The sequence below is a fragment of the Methylorubrum thiocyanatum genome, assembly GCA_014138645.1.
Classification (GTDB): domain Bacteria; phylum Pseudomonadota; class Alphaproteobacteria; order Rhizobiales; family Beijerinckiaceae; genus Methylobacterium; species Methylobacterium thiocyanatum.
Map to the genome: position 1 here is coordinate 10,798 of JACJIB010000002.1, position 15,178 is coordinate 25,975.

At 65.5% G+C, this 15,178-nt stretch carries 11 protein-coding genes; 5 read left to right on the forward strand and 6 right to left on the reverse strand.

The window, feature by feature from the left end; genetic code table 11:
- Window positions 1-28: 28 nt before the first annotated feature.
- Window positions 29-5,632 (reverse strand): HAD-IA family hydrolase, encoded by a 5,604-nt coding sequence (locus tag HNR51_RS03885; protein WP_182554034.1) that lies wholly within the window; start codon window positions 5,630-5,632, stop codon window positions 29-31.
- Between the two features lie 814 nt (window positions 5,633-6,446).
- Between HNR51_RS03885 and HNR51_RS03890 the strand changes: the two genes are divergently transcribed.
- Window positions 6,447-6,935 (forward strand): hypothetical protein, encoded by a 489-nt coding sequence (locus HNR51_RS03890; RefSeq protein ID WP_182554035.1) that lies wholly within the window; start codon window positions 6,447-6,449, stop codon window positions 6,933-6,935.
- Between the two features lie 44 nt (window positions 6,936-6,979).
- Window positions 6,980-7,879 (forward strand): alpha/beta hydrolase fold domain-containing protein, encoded by a 900-nt coding sequence (locus HNR51_RS03895; protein WP_182554036.1) that lies wholly within the window; start codon window positions 6,980-6,982, stop codon window positions 7,877-7,879.
- Window positions 7,880-7,883: 4 nt separating this feature from the next.
- Here HNR51_RS03895 and HNR51_RS03900 read toward each other — a convergent pair whose 3' ends face one another.
- The 5 genes from HNR51_RS03900 to HNR51_RS03920 are packed head-to-tail and all read right to left on the reverse strand — an operon-like array spanning window position 7,884 to window position 11,881.
- A complete protein-coding gene (locus HNR51_RS03900) occupies window positions 7,884-8,417 on the reverse strand; it encodes a cupin domain-containing protein (RefSeq protein WP_182554037.1) in 534 nt (177 codons plus the stop codon).
- Between the two features lie 25 nt (window positions 8,418-8,442).
- Window positions 8,443-9,384, reverse strand: a complete 942-nt coding sequence (locus HNR51_RS03905) for an ABC transporter substrate-binding protein (protein ID WP_182554038.1) — start codon at window positions 9,382-9,384, stop codon at window positions 8,443-8,445.
- Complete coding sequence (locus HNR51_RS03910) at window positions 9,384-10,481, reverse strand: LLM class flavin-dependent oxidoreductase (protein ID WP_182554039.1); 1,098 nt, start codon at window positions 10,479-10,481, stop codon at window positions 9,384-9,386. Before HNR51_RS03910 ends, HNR51_RS03905 begins: the two co-directional genes overlap by 1 nt.
- A 15-nt stretch (window positions 10,482-10,496) precedes the next feature.
- The gene (locus HNR51_RS03915; protein ID WP_182554040.1) at window positions 10,497-11,642 is read right to left on the reverse strand and encodes an acyl-CoA dehydrogenase family protein; all 1,146 of its coding nucleotides are present in this window, start codon (window positions 11,640-11,642) and stop codon (window positions 10,497-10,499) included.
- Window positions 11,639-11,881 carry a hypothetical protein gene (locus HNR51_RS03920; protein ID WP_182554041.1) on the reverse strand — a complete coding sequence of 81 codons (243 nt, stop codon included), beginning with the start codon at window positions 11,879-11,881 and terminating at the stop codon, window positions 11,639-11,641. The genes HNR51_RS03915 and HNR51_RS03920 overlap by 4 nt, the downstream gene beginning before the upstream one ends.
- Window positions 11,882-12,172: 291 nt before the next feature.
- Between HNR51_RS03920 and HNR51_RS03925 the strand changes: the two genes are divergently transcribed.
- The 3 genes from HNR51_RS03925 to HNR51_RS03935 are packed head-to-tail and all read left to right on the forward strand — an operon-like array spanning window position 12,173 to window position 15,061.
- A complete protein-coding gene (locus HNR51_RS03925; RefSeq protein WP_182554042.1) occupies window positions 12,173-13,261 on the forward strand; it encodes an ABC transporter substrate-binding protein in 1,089 nt (362 codons plus the stop codon).
- Between the two features lie 7 nt (window positions 13,262-13,268).
- Entirely contained in the window at window positions 13,269-14,270 is a 1,002-nt protein-coding gene (locus HNR51_RS03930; RefSeq protein WP_182554043.1) for an ABC transporter permease, read from the forward strand.
- Entirely contained in the window at window positions 14,264-15,061 is a 798-nt protein-coding gene (locus HNR51_RS03935) for an ABC transporter ATP-binding protein (RefSeq protein ID WP_141953890.1), read from the forward strand. Before HNR51_RS03930 ends, HNR51_RS03935 begins: the two co-directional genes overlap by 7 nt.
- The last annotated feature ends 117 nt before the right edge of the window (window positions 15,062-15,178 follow it).

Genomic DNA, 15,178 nt, shown 5'->3' on the forward strand with positions numbered 1-15,178 from the left:
CCACGCGGCGCAGGGTGCGCATCTCCTTTTAGTGCAAGAGGGTTCGATAGAAGTCGATCAAGTCTCTCGATTGATCGTCCGCTGTCCTGAGATCGACCTTGAGAAGCGGGCTCTGTTTGAACCGGTCCGGATTTCTATCGATTTCGGTCAGAACTTCGACGAGAGAGCCCGGCCGTGTGATGTCGATCACGAAGCCATTGACCCCATCGGTGATCTCATCGCCCATCGCACCCAGATCGCTCGCGACAACCCAGCAGCCGGCCTGCAGCGCTTCGCGTGCGACGAGGCCGAAACTCTCGGGCCAAGTGGATGGTGCAATGAGCACGTCCGTCCGTGCGTAGATTTCCTCGATCGCGCTCGACGGGATTTTTCCGTGAACCGTGACCGGCGTCGTACCCCAAACGATCTGCGATTCATCGCCGGGATCCCGGAAGAGATCGACGTAAGAAAACGCGATGTTGCTGAAGCTGTTGCGGCGAAGCGCGGCCTCGATCCAGAACATTCCCTTGTGATGCTGGGTCCCACCCACATGTGCGATGCGGACGCGATCGCCTGCCGGCACACGCGGCCGCGCCTTGAGACGCGAAACACCGTTCGCAATCGTTTTTACGTCGAACCCGCAGGCCCGATAGATTTCGCCGAAGGATTGCGAAACGGAGAGCCGCGCCTCTGCCCCAGCCAGCGCACTTCTCAACTGGGATGCGCGTGAGAGACTGTCCGACCGGCCGATTCGCCGGGAGAATTTCTGTGTCAGGACATCCTGCGACGGCATGGCGAGTTCGCCATGTTCGTTGATGAGAAAGCTGTAGTCGGACAGCCACCAAGCGTCATGCAACGTGACGATATACGGCACGCTCATGGTCCGGCAGGCCTCTGCCATTGCGACCGACAGTCTCTGTAAACAGTGAATGTGGACCAGATCCGGCTTAAAGTTTTCGAGGAGCGTCAGCGCGTGCTGGTAGACGGCCGCATTGAAGGGCCGCCAGTCCATGTCGAGCTCTTGCGGTGTTGCGATGCGCATCACCGGGATACCGCGATAGTGGTCTATTCTGCTTGCTCCATTGCGATCGTTCTCGTCGTCGGACGTCAGGACCGCGATCTCGAATTCATCGGAGTGATGATCCAAGAGGTAATCGATATTATCTTTCAGTACGCGTGTTGCGCCGCCGATCGTCTGGGGTGCAAAAAACACGTTGCTGAAAAGTATCCGGCGCTTGGCGCTTTTGGTGTCGGCCGGCGCGGCGGATTCCGCCGGAGCATCAGCGAACAGAAGATCGCGGGATTCCGTCGGATGCTGTGGCGGTCTGTCGACGCGCGATGACGACGCATCGACAAATCCCAGCAGTGCAGTGACGCCCCTGGACCGCACGTCGCGTGCATGCTCCGGCGCGAGATCGGCACTGTCGACGACATGCACGGGCATGCCGAGAAGCGTCGCTTCGCGCGGTGAGAGAACCGAGTTGCCGGAGAGCTTGCCGTGTTCGGATCCGAACGAAATGTAACCCCTGCACCCGGATGCAATCCAATTCGTCGTCGCGTCGACAGCCTTCAAGCCGGCTGATTTGAGCCTGTCACTGAATTTCTCCAGATGCCTGGGCGGCGTCAACGCCTGATCATAAATGATCGAAACATGCTCCCGCTGGGAAAGCAGCTTCTCAATCATCGACCAAGCGGCCGACATCCTGCTTTTCTCGGCGCCGACCTCCGAGAGGTTTGCGATATAAACCGGCTGCAAGCCTGACAATTCACGGCGCTGTATCAACCCAACGCGCCCGACCAGCGCCGCTTTCCGCTTGCTTGTCACACGCTCCAACACGTCGAGGGCGGCCGGCAAACTCGCAAGTCCGTAATCGCACAACGATATGAATTGAGTGGCCACCTCGCTCGCCAACAAGGAGGCAAGGTGCGCCGAAGCACTGTCGCTGCGAAAGGCGGCGACGTCCGATCCGTCGAGAGCTCCCGCCCAGTACGCTGTGGGAAGCGAAAGCGCTCGCGCAGTCAGGGCCAGTCGAATGGTCTGCGGATTGCTGGTGAGTTCGTGAAAGATGACGCAAGCGGCTCCGGCGAAAGCCTCTAGAACTGAGTCCAGGCGGTTGTAAGGAAGAACTTTTACATCTCTTCCTACTTTATCGCCCACGTAAGAGCGTATCCGTTCGACAGCGCCTTGTGGAAGTTCATCCAGCCGTTCGTCACAGAGCAGCAGAGCGTAGCCGTCGGGGTTCTGCAGGATACGCGTCTCAGCAAATTCGGTGCTGATGAGGTTCGTGATTTGCTCAAGAGTCGTAAGGATCAGGTCGGGGCTCTTCGCGCGTCGAGCCTCTGTCACGGAGCGATCGAGCATCGCACGATAGGCGTGGTCGCGAACGCGCCTCCAGGGCTCCTTCTCGGCCCAGATATGTGCGCCTTTCGAGATGAACGATAACGATTTCTCGAAATACCCAAGATCCGCGGCGATACGGGCGCCATTGATGAAAGCCCACCGATCCGTATTCGGTGCATCGACGCAACGCTCATAACAATGCAGTGCATCGTGAAGGCGGTGCTGAACCGTATAGATGTCGCCGAGCTGATGGAGTATCCGTCCAGGCGGTCCGCTGCAATCGAGCGCGTTTTCATAGGCGCGGATCGCCGCGTCCAGCTGGCCGTGACTGCGCGCGTTACGAGCAACAACCTCCCAGAGACGTGAAGCGTTCGGCCCCTGAACCAAGTCGGTGTCGCTGGTGTAGCCGCCTTGCAGGAACAGGGCGAGGAGGTCGACGCGATCGAGGGTTGCTCCGGCCTCCTTGGACGCCTGATAGCGGCCCGCGAACACGTCAACTTTGAAAGCATCCGGGAAAGCCCGCTCGCCGAGTATCTGGAATAGGCGATCATCCTCGCTGGCTGCCTCGCCCGCACCAGCACCGTGACCGAGCCAGAACCGATAGGCCTCTTCCGCGGATGCGTTGGCCAGCTCTGGATGGATCCTTGTGTAGTACGCGTGATCGAAGCGTGCTTTCAACGACAGAGCGGCCAAGTTTGCCGGACCGCGATCCAGAAAGACGGCGAGGGCGTGAGTCCGGGATTTCAGAGGTCCCGTCCATTGATAGTTCAACGCTTGAAATTCGACGTAATCGAAGAGGTCGAGCCACGGACCGGCTTCGATGTTCGCCCGTTCGAAAAGCAGCTTACGAACGGATGCCCCGCCCTTATAGGACGTGCGCTCCGCTGCCGTCAGCGCGATCACGCCCGATCTCACCAGATCTCGGAGTTCTTCCTCGTCGATATCGATGTCCGACTGGTAGCGGCGTCTCTCATTTCGTCCAAACTGTAGGTAGTGGGCCTTGAGCTGCCATTCCTCATCGAAATTCAAATCGCTGTGGAGCTTGCGGTAGATAAACGCATCGAAGTCTTTGGGTAGTGCGCCATGCTCGGCTTCGAGGTGAGCGATCAACGATGCGGGTTCTGCGAAGCGGCCTTCGCGCTGGCCATGTTGAAAGAAATGCTGTCTGAGCGCCGCCTCTTCGAACGTTGCGAGGTCGGGATAATAGGAGCGATAGAAGCGGGTATCGAACTTCCGGCGATCCATTTTCATCCGAGCAAGCCGGATGTTTGTGATTAGCGCGCGTCGTAGATTTCTGACGTGAAATTTCTTCGGGAGGATCGTGCGACGATCGTTGCGAGCGGGACGGCGTGAAGCCGAATCCGCATGCGAAGTGCCCGGCGTCTCGGAAGCCACGACCTTTGCTGGCATTGCATCGACATTGGCGCTCGCCAGGATCGAGCCGGGAATCCAGTAATCATCGCGCTTCGAAAGGCTGTAGATTTCCGTAGCAGAAAGATCGGGACGCAGGAGGATAATCGAACGCTTGCGATTGGTGATAGCGTCATTTTCATAGATATCGACGTTCATCTGCCCGACGGTGTTCAGATCGGGCGCTGCGAACCGCGCGATGAGCGGATCGACGATTTGATCCCAGAAATTGATGCTCGACATCCAGAGCAGGACAATGTCTTCGGATTTGAACGCGCTTGCTTCGATGATTTTCTCGTATGGATAATCATCGACGGCATTCGTATCGATATCGTAGTCCGGTATCGTGCGACCGTCCCGTTGGACGTAACCGTTCAAAGGCCCATAGCTTGGATGTTTGAAGAAAACTTCCAGCCACGCAAAACTATCGATGAGAGCCTGCGGTAGTTTGTGGCTCGGCAAAATCGAGTTGCCGCCGAAGCGAACATACGGCTGAGCCAGCGCAGCATTCGAATTGTAATTCGAATTTGTCGATAGGAGTTCAAGCTCGACCTTGGGCGGACGGGGTGCCTCAGGGCGCACGCTCTCTTGCAGGAAGAAGCTGTTCAAATCACGAGCAACGGTCCCAGAGTAGCCGATGTCGCAGAGCGTCACGTGCCGGGCCGAGAACAGCTTAGCCTCTGATAGATATTTTTCGGCGAGGCGCCGCTTCTCCATCAGAGAGTGACGGATTTTGTCGTCAAGCCGTGCCGTTTCATAGGCGCTTACGACGCGCGCTGTATCCGTGGATGAGCTGAAAAGCGTATCGCCCAACTCGAGAGGCACTTCTTCGATCCCGAACAGGTCGGAGATCTGCCGCACCGTGGCTGTCCCATGACAGAGCCAGAACGCAAAGCCGACCGCTTGCGTCAGCCACTCGCCGCGGAAGTTGAGCGCGAGCCAGCAGGAGGCTGCGCGGCTGAGGAACAGATCCGATTGATCGAAGAAATCGAAATAGCGTTTAATAAAAGGAGATTTCCACTGCTCGAAGACCTGGCGAAGGAGCAGGCCATCCCGACTCATAAAATATATATGATCAGTCTTGTTGTTGATGGCCCCAAACAGGATTTTAAATAGGAATGATTTTGCTAAGTCGGCGATCTCAAGATGGATATCTGAACGCCGGCCGTAAGCTGGCCGTTCGAGATGAAGTTTTTCCGGCTGATCGATCCGCGTGACGGCAAGGCCCGCCTTGCTCCCCATGATGATATCGGAATGGGCGTTGTCACCAATATGATGGACGGATTTCGGCTGTGCGCGAAGATCGCTCAGAACATGTTTGAAAAGCCGTCCGGTCTGCTTCGTCGTGCCCGCATCGACCGAAACGTAGACCTTTTCAAAGAATGATAATATTCCTATTTTTTGAAGGATTGTTTCGATTTGTGCCTTGCTGAAATACATATCTGAAACAGCAACAAGCCGCTTATTGTGCGACTTCAGGTCTCGCAGAAGATCTCTCGCACCCTCGACGGCTACCAAGTTTTCGAGTTCCAAATCGAACTCGAACGCAATGGTGTCATTGATGATCTTTTCTGCTTCTTCACTTGTGTGCACCCCGATCGTGGAAATGATTTTTTGCCATATGACGGGAAGGCTCGGCTCTTCCATGTCGACATGAGGCGACGTCTTTAAAAAATTACCCGTATTGTACCGAGTGAGTGTCAGCTGTCCCGGTGTCAGATCCCTGGCTTTGCCGAGGCGGGCGAGCAAGTACGCACTGACCGTGTCATGCACTTCGTTGACGGCGAGATACTTGCGTCTAAGAAGCGTATCGAACAGATCGAATGATACGATTGGCTCGGAAATCGACTTCACATCAATGGACGAAAGTTTGTTAACTGTTTTGTGAGTTGCATTCTGCATGATGCGTCCTGATGTATGCCGCGTCGTTTGTCGTCGTACTCACAATCTACATTAATAAAATATATTCGTATTTGTATTGAATTCGATCTTCATATTCCTTATAAATCACAAAAATGAATTTGTATGTCAACTTATTGCGATTTGGTTTGGTCGATGAAGACGCTTTTCAAGTACGTTCACCCGCACAGCGTGACCGTATATACCATTTGTGACGCGGTTTCGACGTAACATGTTCGGTTGCAGGCCGTCGCCGGACCGCCGTTGTTCCGCCTCAAAATAGACATCAAACGTGAGGCCGACTTTCTCGTAGACATAATCCATCGACCTCGAAATCCGATGTCTCGTAGCTCCACGAGCCTCAACAATAGCGTATTATATTGCATTTTTGGGGACGTCCGCGGCGACCTTATGGTCGAGTATCGGCGCTTTCAAGAGGTACTTGATGGAGGAGACTTGTGCGGATTTCAGGGACATCGGTGACGCCGTTCCTGGTCACGCTGCAGTCGCACCCGGATCCGGGCCTTTCCGTTCGACGTACGCTCTCAATCGGATCGATATCTGTTGCCGACCGGCGCGCGCCTCGCTCGCCGCCGCTTCCGTCGAGGCATGACCCGCGCGGGACGATCCGATGCGACGGACCGGCGCCGAATGCCGGGATACGCACGCGACGGCCACGCCGGTCCTAGCCCTCGGCCAAGGCTCGGCGATGACCCGGACGGTCTATGCGATGGGCAAGGCGCCGGTCCAGCTGGAACACCGACGCGCGCCGCAGCCTTTCGGGTCAGGGCACTTCGTCCAGTGAGGGGCAGGCGCGATGCGGCAATACGGGGCCTCATTCGGGATCGGATTCCTGGCGGGATTGCGCAGCCTCTCGGCCTGCGCGGCTCTGGCCTGGATCGCGACGCACGAGCCGAGACGAGGCCTCGGGCGTCCGGCCGGCGCTGCCGCGCGGGGGCTCGCCACCACGGCGGCTCTGGCCGAGATGGCCGGAGACAAGATGCCGTTCGCACCCGACCGCCGCATTCCGCCTTCTTTCGCGGTCCGTCTCGCCCTCGGCGCCGTCGGTGGCTGGATGCTCGCCGGGCGCCGCGCCTCCCCCGAGATCGGTGCGCTGGCCGGCCTTGCCGGGGCCGTGTCCGGTACGCTGCTCGGCCGCGCCGCCCGAGGCCCCGGCGCCCCCGCGCCGTCGGGCTTTGCCCGCGGATTGGCCGAGGATGCCGTTGCCGCCGGCTTAGCCGTGGTTTTGGTCACCTCCGCGCGCGCTCGGCAGCGGCGTTCAGCGCCGCGTCATCGCATGTCGTGATGCGGCGGATGGTCCCCGACGGTTCGCGGAAAGCCGAATGAGCCGTGGCTAGCCTCGCCGCCAGGATGCTGGCCCGAGTCCTGTGGCTCTCGGGCCGCCGCCGGTTCTTCGCGAGCGCGGAGCTCGATCCGGAACGGATCGTTGCCGAGCGCGGGGGCGCGGCGCGTCCCACCCGCGCCATTCGACGGCGCTTGGACGTCACCTGGGCGATGCGCGAAGGCTGTGAGGTTTACATCGTGGCCCCGCGCGGACGGCCTTCGGAGGCGACCGTTCTCTACCTACACGGCGGCGCCTACATTCATCCGATCTCAGTGCATCACTGGCGCTTCATCGCTCGCATGGTCGAGCGGACCGGCGCCCGCTTCGTCGTGCCGTTCTACCCGCTGGCGCCGGGCTACGATGGCGAAGCGGCGGGGTGCTTCGTCCTCGGCCTCTACCGCGAACTGCTGGAGCGGCACGGTCCCTCCGCGATGTTCGTCATGGGGGACTCGGCCGGCGGCGGGCTCGCGCTCTCGCTCGCCATGCAGGCGACGGCCGCGGGGCTGCCGCGGGGGGCGGGGCTGGTGCTGCTCTCGCCCTGGCTCGACGTGACGGCGTCCGATCCGGGGCAGGCCAGGATCGAGCGGGACGACGTGATGCTGATGCGGCCGGGCATCCGCACGGCGGGCCTCTGGTACGCAGGGGCGTTGCCGCCGACCGACCCCCGCATCAGCCCGCTCTTCGGCCGTCTCGCCGGCCTTCCGCCGATCCTGATGTTCTGCGGCACCCACGACATCCTGGTCACGGATGCCCGCCGCCTCACGGAGCGGGCGCGGCGGGAGGGCGTGCCGCTCGTCTACGAGGAGGCGCCCGGCCTCATGCACGTCTATGCCATCCTGCCCCTGCCCGAGGGACGGGCGGCGCAGGTGCGGATCGCCCGCTTCCTGCAGGAGCCCGCCGCGTGACGCCTTACGGCTGCCGGTGGATCGGGTCGATCCAGTAGACGGTCTCCGGCCGCTCGGCCGCCTCGACATCGGGCAGGTTGACCACCACCGCCTCGTTGTCGGAGCGCACCAGCACGCAGTGCAGGGGCGCGTCGGTCGAAGCGTTGATCTCCTGATGCGGCACGTAGGGCGGCACGAAGATGAAGTCGCCCGGACCCGCCTCGGCCACGTATTCGAGGCGCTCGCCCCAGCGCATCCGGGCGCGGCCTGAGACGATGTAGATCACGCTCTCCAGCGCGCCGTGGTGGTGCACGCCGGTCTTGGCATCGGGCTCGATCGCCACCGTGCCGGCCCAGATCTTCTGGGCGCCGACGCGGGCGGCGTTGACCGCGGCCTGCCGGAACATGCCGGGGGTCTGGGCAGTGTTGGGGTCGAGCCGGTCGCCGGGGATCACCCGCACGCCGTCATGCTTCCAGCGCGCGGCCGCGGCGCCGTCAGGCCTGTCGTCGTGATCGTGGGGCTCGGGGTGATGGGTATGGCCGTCGCCGATATCGTGCATCGAATACTCACTCCACGCAGGCGCATCATCGCACGGCGGCGAGCGCTTCGGAAAATCCGGGATCGACGATCGCCTCGGCGCGCGGGGCCCGCGACACCGGAATCAGGCCGGCGCGGACGTAGAGATCGATGATCCGCTGCTCGTCGGCGATCACCGCGGCATCGATCGGCACGGTGCGGTACTGGGCGCGACCGAACCAGCGCAGCGGGACCGTCTCCGGCAGGCCGATCAATCGCGACCATGCGGCGGCATAGGGCGCGGGGTCCTTCAGCGCCCAGGCCCGGGCCTTCGCGAGGCGGGCGGCGTAATCGGCGAGCAACGCCCGTTTGGTCTTCAGGGCCGCCTCGCTCGCCACCGCGTAGCTCAGGCCGGGCGTGATACCGTTGCCGTCGCGCAGTACCCGCACGAGGCCTGCCAGTTCGGCGGCCGAGGTGTAGGGCTCCCAGGTCGACCATGCATCGACCGAGCCCGAGGCGAGGGCAAGCTTCGCATCGGCCGGCGGCAGGAAGGTGAACCGCACACTGTCCGCGGGCAGGCCCGCCTCTTCGAGGGCGGCGAGCACGACCTGATGGCCGATCGAGCCGCGATTGGTGGCGATCCGCTTACCCTGGAGATCCGGAACGGTGCGGATCCCCGAATCGGGTCGGACGAGAATGGCGAGCCCGTCCTGCCGGTTGCGGAAGGCGAGGAACGCCTTGACCGGCACGCCGGCCGCGGCGGCGAAGGTGAAGGGCGCGTCCCCGACCCCGCCCGCGTCGATGACGCCGGCATTCAGCGCCTCCAGCAGCGGCGCGGCGGCCGGGAACTCGCTCCATTCGAGCCGGTAGGTCAGGCCGTCGAGCACGCCCGCGGCCTCCATCAGGGCGCGGGCATTGCCGCGCTGGTCGCCGACGCGCAGGGTCTCCTCGGCCCGGGCCGGCGCGAGGGCGAGCAGCGCCAGGGAGAGAACGGTAAGCAGGCGGCGCATCAGGCGGCCTCCGCCGTGCCGTTGCGGCGGGCGACCAGCGTCTTGAAGGCCGGGAGCAGCGCGCGCCCATACGCGATCGCGTCCTCCAGCGGGTCGAAGCCGCGGATCAGGAAGGTGCGCACGCCGAGATCGTAATAGTCGAGCAGCGCGTCGGCGACCTGCTCGGGCGTGCCGACCAGCGCCGTCGAGTTGCCGGCCGCCCCGGTCTCGGCGGCGATCGCCGTGTAGAGGCGCTTGTCGAGGCGCGGCCCCGCAGCCGCGGCGGCGAGAAGCCGGCGCGAGCCCTCGTTCTGCGGCGTCGCCGCCGGGGCGAGCCCCTGGGCCGCGCGCAGGCGCCGCGTCCGCGCGAGGATGTCGTCCGCCCGCGCCCAGGCCCGCTCCTCCGTCTCGGCGAGGATCGGCCGCAGGGAGAGGCTGAACCGGGGTGCCCGTCCGAGGGGAGCCGCCGCGGCGCGCACCCGGCCGATCAGTTCGCGCACCTGTCCTATCGTCTCGCCCCAGAGCGCGTAGATGTCGGCGTGCCGGCCCGCCACCGCCAGGGCCGCCGGCGAGGCGCCGCCGAAATAGACGGGGATCGTGCCCACCGGCTTCACCTCGGAGAAGCCGCCCTCGATCCGGTAATGGGCGCCCGCATAATCGAAGGGCGTGTTCGCGGTCCAGGAGAGGCGAAGGAGGTCGAGGAACTCGCCGGTGCGGGCGTAGCGCTCGTCCTTAGTCAGGTGGTCGCCGTCGCGGGCAAGGTCGCGGTCGTCGCCGCCGCTGATGGCATGGATCGCGACGCGTCCCCCGGTGAGCTGGTCGAGGGTCGCGAACTGGCGCGCGGCGATGGTCGGCGCGGTGAAGCCGGTGCGGTGGGCGATCATCAGCCCGATCCGCTCGGTGACCGAAGCGATCTGGGTCGCGATCAGCAGGGGATCGGGCGTGGTGGAATAGGCGGCGACGAGCACCCGGTCGAACCCGCCCCATTCGTGCGCCTGGGCCAGCAGGCGGAGGTAGCCGCGGTCGATCACCGGTCCGCGCGCGGCGTGGATCTCGGAGACCTCGCGCGGGGCGACGAAGCCGATGAACTCGATCGCCTCGGGGGGCAGCAGGCTCATGCTGGTTCCTCTTCCTCAAGCGCCGAGGGCGGCGCGGCCGGCGGCGCTGCGCACCGCGTCGCCCTGCGGCCAATGGATGCGGGCGCAGAGAACGTCGCGCAGATGCCGTTCCAGCGGGTTTTTCCGCGACAGGGCGGCGTTGCCGACCAGTTCGGAGACCCGCTGAACCGCCTGGATCGCGTTCTCAGTGACGGTGAGCTTGACGAAGCCCGCCTCCTGCGGGGCGGGCGGGCGGCCGGTATCGGTCTCGGCGGCGAGGCTCGCCACGAGCCGGGCATTGACCGAGAACAGCCGCTCGTTCTCGCCGACCGCCTCGTGGAAACGCGGCAGGCTCGCCAGCGGCGCACCGAGGCTGCCGGGCGCACGGGTGTTGAGGAAGTGCACGAACCACGCCTGCGCCGCCCGCGCGACCCCGTCGTAGAGCGCGGCGAGCAGGGTGCAGCTCCAGGCCTGCTGCAGCGGGTCGGGCCGGCGCCAGCCCTCCGGCGGCCGCAGATCGACGGCGTGGTCGCCGGGCACCGCGACATCCTCGAACACCACGTCGTGGCTGCCCGAGGCGCGCAGGCCGAGATGATCCCAGCTCTCCTCGATGCGCAGGCCCGGCGCGTCGAACGGGACGAGCCAGTTGCCGACCCGCGGCTCCGGCTCGTCGGTACGGGCGAAGACGAGGCCGTAGGCGAGGCCGGGCGCGCCGGTGGAATAGATTTTCCGGCCGGTGATGCGCCAGCCGGCGCCGTCGCGATGGGCGATCGTCGCCGGCAGGCCGCCGCGGGCGGGGGTGCCGAGATCCGGCTCGACCCGCAGGGCGTTGATCAGGGCGCCGCGCGCCACCGCCTCGCGCCCGACCGCGTCGGCGAGCGGCCGTGGCCAGGGCGTGCCCTCCCGGTGGATCAGGCCGTGCTGGAGCAGCGTCATCGCCAGGACGAGGGCGGCGGCCGGATCGCCCGCTCCGATCGCCCCCACGGTCTGCGCCGCCCGCGCCAGTCCGGCCCCTCCGCCGCCGAGCCGCCGCGGTACGGTGAGGGCGAGAAGGCCGGCCTCGTGCAGCGCGGCGATGTGACGGTGCGGGAAGGCGCCGGTGCGGTCGTTCTCCGCCGCACCCGCGGCCAAGCGCTCGCCGAGGATCCGGACGGTATCGGGAGGCGGGACGGCGACGGTCATCGACACTTCGGTGAGAGCGGGAGCGAGACGGGCGGCCTGGGCCGCACCAGGGGTTCGAAGAACAGGCCGCCATGGTCGGCGCTCGGCACCGGCCGGTCAACGAAACGTGTTTCCAAAGATGCTTGGATCGGAAGGATGTTCTGCCCGCGATCCTCAGGGTTCGAGAACATCTCACTCGAGATGGCGGTCGATACAAGAAGCATCCGCTTGTCGATGGAGGTCGCGCGAAAGAGTTCCAACGTCGATCCTGCGGGCGATCATTTGTGCCGACATCCGTCGGCGGAAGTTCGTACGGGCAAAAATATCCCCGGCACAGCCGGATCGATGGAATGTTTTGGGCCGATCGCCATAATATTGGAAATAGACTTCGATTGACAGCACGGCTTTCGGCTCTGAACATTCAGCGTGCCGGCCGCTCGAAGAGCCGTTCCCCATCGCGATGTGCGACGCCGCCCCGGCCCATGGCCGAGCGATTTCGCGCGTCCCTGTCCGTGCCCCCGCCGCGTCCCGCGCGGCCCTCGGAGACGACCATGACCGACGCCCCCCCGCGCCCCGGCCTCCTGCCGTCGCGCCGGTTCCTGCTGCGCGCCGGCGCCGCGGCGGCGGCCCTGCCCTTCGGGCTCGGGGTGAGCGGCAGCCGCGCCTGGGGGCCCGGACCATCCCAGCCGTTCGATCCCGGCCCGCTCTGCCGCCCGGCCGCTGCGGACGGTGCGGCCACGGGCCCGCTGAAGCCGATCAAGCTGGCCTGGAACGCCACCGCGATCTGCACCGCCGCCGCGCCGCTGGCCAAGGAGCGGGGCATCTTCGCCGCCCACGGCCTCGATGTGGAATTCGTCAATTTCGGCGGCTCGACCGAGGCGCTGCTGGAGGCGATCGCCACGGGCAAGGCCGATGCCGGCATCGGCATGGCCCTGCGATGGCTCAAGCCCCTCGAACAGGGCTTCGACGTCAAGATCACCGCCGGCCTGCACGGCGGCTGCCTGCGGCTGCTCGGGGCGAAGGCGGCCGGCATCACCGAGGTCGCGGCGCTCAAGGGCAAGACCATCGCCATCAGCGATCATGCGAGCCCGGCCAAGAACTTCTTCGGCCTGCTGCTCGCCAAGGCCGGCATCGACCCGGAGAACGGCGTCGAGTGGCGTCCCTACCCGGCCGATCTCCTCAACCTCGCGGTCGAGAAGGGCGAGGCGCAGGCCCTCGCCGATGCCGACCCGCGCACCTGGATCTGGCGCAAGGACGAGCGCTTCGCCGAGGTCGCCACCAACCTGTCGGGCGAATATGCCGACCGCACCTGCTGCGTGGTCGCCGTGCGCGGCAGCCTGATCCGGGGCGACCGCGCCGCCGCCGCCGCGCTGACCCGCGCCGTGCTGGAGGCGGGGCACCGGGTCCACGAGAATCCGGAGGACGCGGCCCGGATCTTTTCCGGCTATGGCGGCAAGGGCTCGATCGAGGATCTCGCCGCGATGCTGAAGAGCCAGCACCACGGCGACCGCCCGGTCGGTACCGACCTGAAGCGGCAACTCGTTCTCTACGGCGACGAGCTGAAGCAGGTGAACGTCCTCAAGCGCACGACCGACACGGCGAAGTTCGCCGAGCGCGTCTATGCCGATGTGCTGAGCTGAGGGCGCGATGGCCGGTCTCACCGCTCTCGCGAGCGCTCCCCCGCACGCCGCTGCCCGCCGGCTCCCGCGCCCGCCCCTGCGCGGACCCGCCGCCGCGGCCGCATGGCTCCTCCTGGCCGGTGCGACCTATGCCCTGCCGGAAGACGGCGACTTCCCCTACACGGCCGCCTTCGCCGCCGGCGCCCTCGGCCTTGGGCTGGCGCTGCCGCCGGCCTCGGCCTTTTCCGGCCATCTCGGCCGGGCCGGTGCCGCGCTGGCGCACTGGACGCCCTGGCTGACGCTCGCGGCCCTCGCCCTCCTCGCCTGGGAGCTGGTCACCGCGAAGTTTGCGCTCCTGCCGATGCCGTTCTTCCCGCCGCCCCAGGCGATCCTGGAGGTGTTCTGGGAGGATTGGCCGAAGCTCGGCGGCAGCATCCTGGCCTCGCTGAAGCTCCTGGCCGGGGGCTACCTCATCGGTGCCGGGCTCGGCTTCGGTCTGGGCGTCGCCATCGGCTGGTCGAAGGCGGTCGGCTACTGGGCCCATCCGGTGCTGCGCTTCGTCGGCCCGCTGCCGGCGACCGCGTGGTTGCCGCTCGCCTTCTTCGTCTTCCCCTCCTCGTGGTCGGCGAGCACCTTCCTCATCGCGCTTGCCACCGGCTTTCCCGTCACGGTGCTGACCTGGTCGGGCGTGGCGGGCGTCAACAAGGCCTATTTCGACGTGGCGCGGACGCTCGGGGCCTCGCCGGGCTTCCTCATCCTGCGGGTCGCGGTCCCGGCGGCGCTGCCGCACGTCTTCGTCGGGCTGTTCATGGGGCTCGGCGGCTCCTTCGCGGTGCTGGTCGTGGCCGAGATGCTCGGCGTGAAGTCCGGCCTCGGCTGGTACCTGCAATGGGCGCAAGGATGGGCCGCCTACGCCAACATGTACGCGGCCCTGATCGTGATGGCGCTGATGTGCTCCGGGCTGATCACCCTGCTGTTCCGTCTGCGCGACCGGGTGCTTTCCTGGCAGAAGGGGCTGGTCCAATGGTAGCCGCGACCCTCGAACGCCCCGCCGCGACACCGCCGCGAACGGCCGGGTCTCGCCTCTCGGTGGAGGCCGTTTCCCACGCCTTCGACATCCGCGGCGCCGCCCTGCCGGTGCTCGACCGGCTCTCCCTCGACGTGGCGCCGGGGGATTTCGTGGCCCTGCTCGGCCCCTCCGGATGCGGCAAGTCCACCCTGCTGCGCCTCGTCGCCGGGCTGGAGCCGCCGGATGCCGGCCGCATCACCGTCGACGGGACCCGGGTGACCGGTCCCGACCCGTCCCGGCTCCTCGTGTTCCAGGATCCGACGCTCTATCCCTGGCGCACCGTGCGCGGGAACGTGGCCCTGGGACTGGAGGCCCGCGGCGTCCGCGGGGAACGCACGGCCCGGGCCGACGCGGCGCTCCGGCTCGTCGGCCTCGAAGGCTTCGCCGACGTGTTCCCGCACCAGCTCTCCGGCGGCATGGCCCAGCGCGCGGCCTTGGCGCGTGCGCTGGTGAATGAGCCGCGCCTGCTCCTCCTCGACGAACCGCTGGGCAAGCTCGACGCCCTGACCCGCCTCGCCCTTCAGGCCGAGATCCTGCGGCTGTGGCAGGAGACGCGCTTCACCGCGCTCCTCGTCACGCACGACGTGGAGGAGGCGCTGGTGCTGGCCCGGCGGGTCATCGTGCTCTCCGACCGCCCGGCCGCGATCCGGGCCGACATCGGCGTCGAGCGTCCCTATCCGCGCCACCGCGACGATCCCGAGTTGATCCGCCTGCGCCGCGAGATCCTGGGGATTCTCGGTCAGCCGACCTGAGGGACGGCCGGCATCCCGACGGTCTGGGCTCAACATGAAAAAAGGGCCGGCATGACGCCGGCCCTTTTCCGTTCTGCGCTTCGAGGCAGGCGCACGAGCCAGGCCCGTGCACCCAAT

Excerpts from the sequence above, each read along its gene's own strand:
- HNR51_RS03885 (WP_182554034.1), bottom strand. The coding sequence starts at position 5,632 with ATGCAGAATGCAACTCACAAAACAGTTAACAAACTTTCGTCCATTGAT.
- HNR51_RS03890 (WP_182554035.1), top strand. The coding sequence starts at position 6,447 with ATGCGGCAATACGGGGCCTCATTCGGGATCGGATTCCTGGCGGGATTG.
- HNR51_RS03900 (WP_182554037.1), bottom strand. The coding sequence starts at position 8,417 with ATGCACGATATCGGCGACGGCCATACCCATCACCCCGAGCCCCACGAT.
- HNR51_RS03905 (WP_182554038.1), bottom strand. The coding sequence starts at position 9,384 with ATGCGCCGCCTGCTTACCGTTCTCTCCCTGGCGCTGCTCGCCCTCGCG.
- HNR51_RS03910 (WP_182554039.1), bottom strand. The coding sequence starts at position 10,481 with ATGAGCCTGCTGCCCCCCGAGGCGATCGAGTTCATCGGCTTCGTCGCC.
- HNR51_RS03915 (WP_182554040.1), bottom strand. The coding sequence starts at position 11,642 with ATGACCGTCGCCGTCCCGCCTCCCGATACCGTCCGGATCCTCGGCGAG.
- HNR51_RS03925 (WP_182554042.1), top strand. The coding sequence starts at position 12,173 with ATGACCGACGCCCCCCCGCGCCCCGGCCTCCTGCCGTCGCGCCGGTTC.
- HNR51_RS03930 (WP_182554043.1), top strand. The coding sequence starts at position 13,269 with ATGGCCGGTCTCACCGCTCTCGCGAGCGCTCCCCCGCACGCCGCTGCC.
- HNR51_RS03935 (WP_141953890.1), top strand. The coding sequence starts at position 14,264 with ATGGTAGCCGCGACCCTCGAACGCCCCGCCGCGACACCGCCGCGAACG.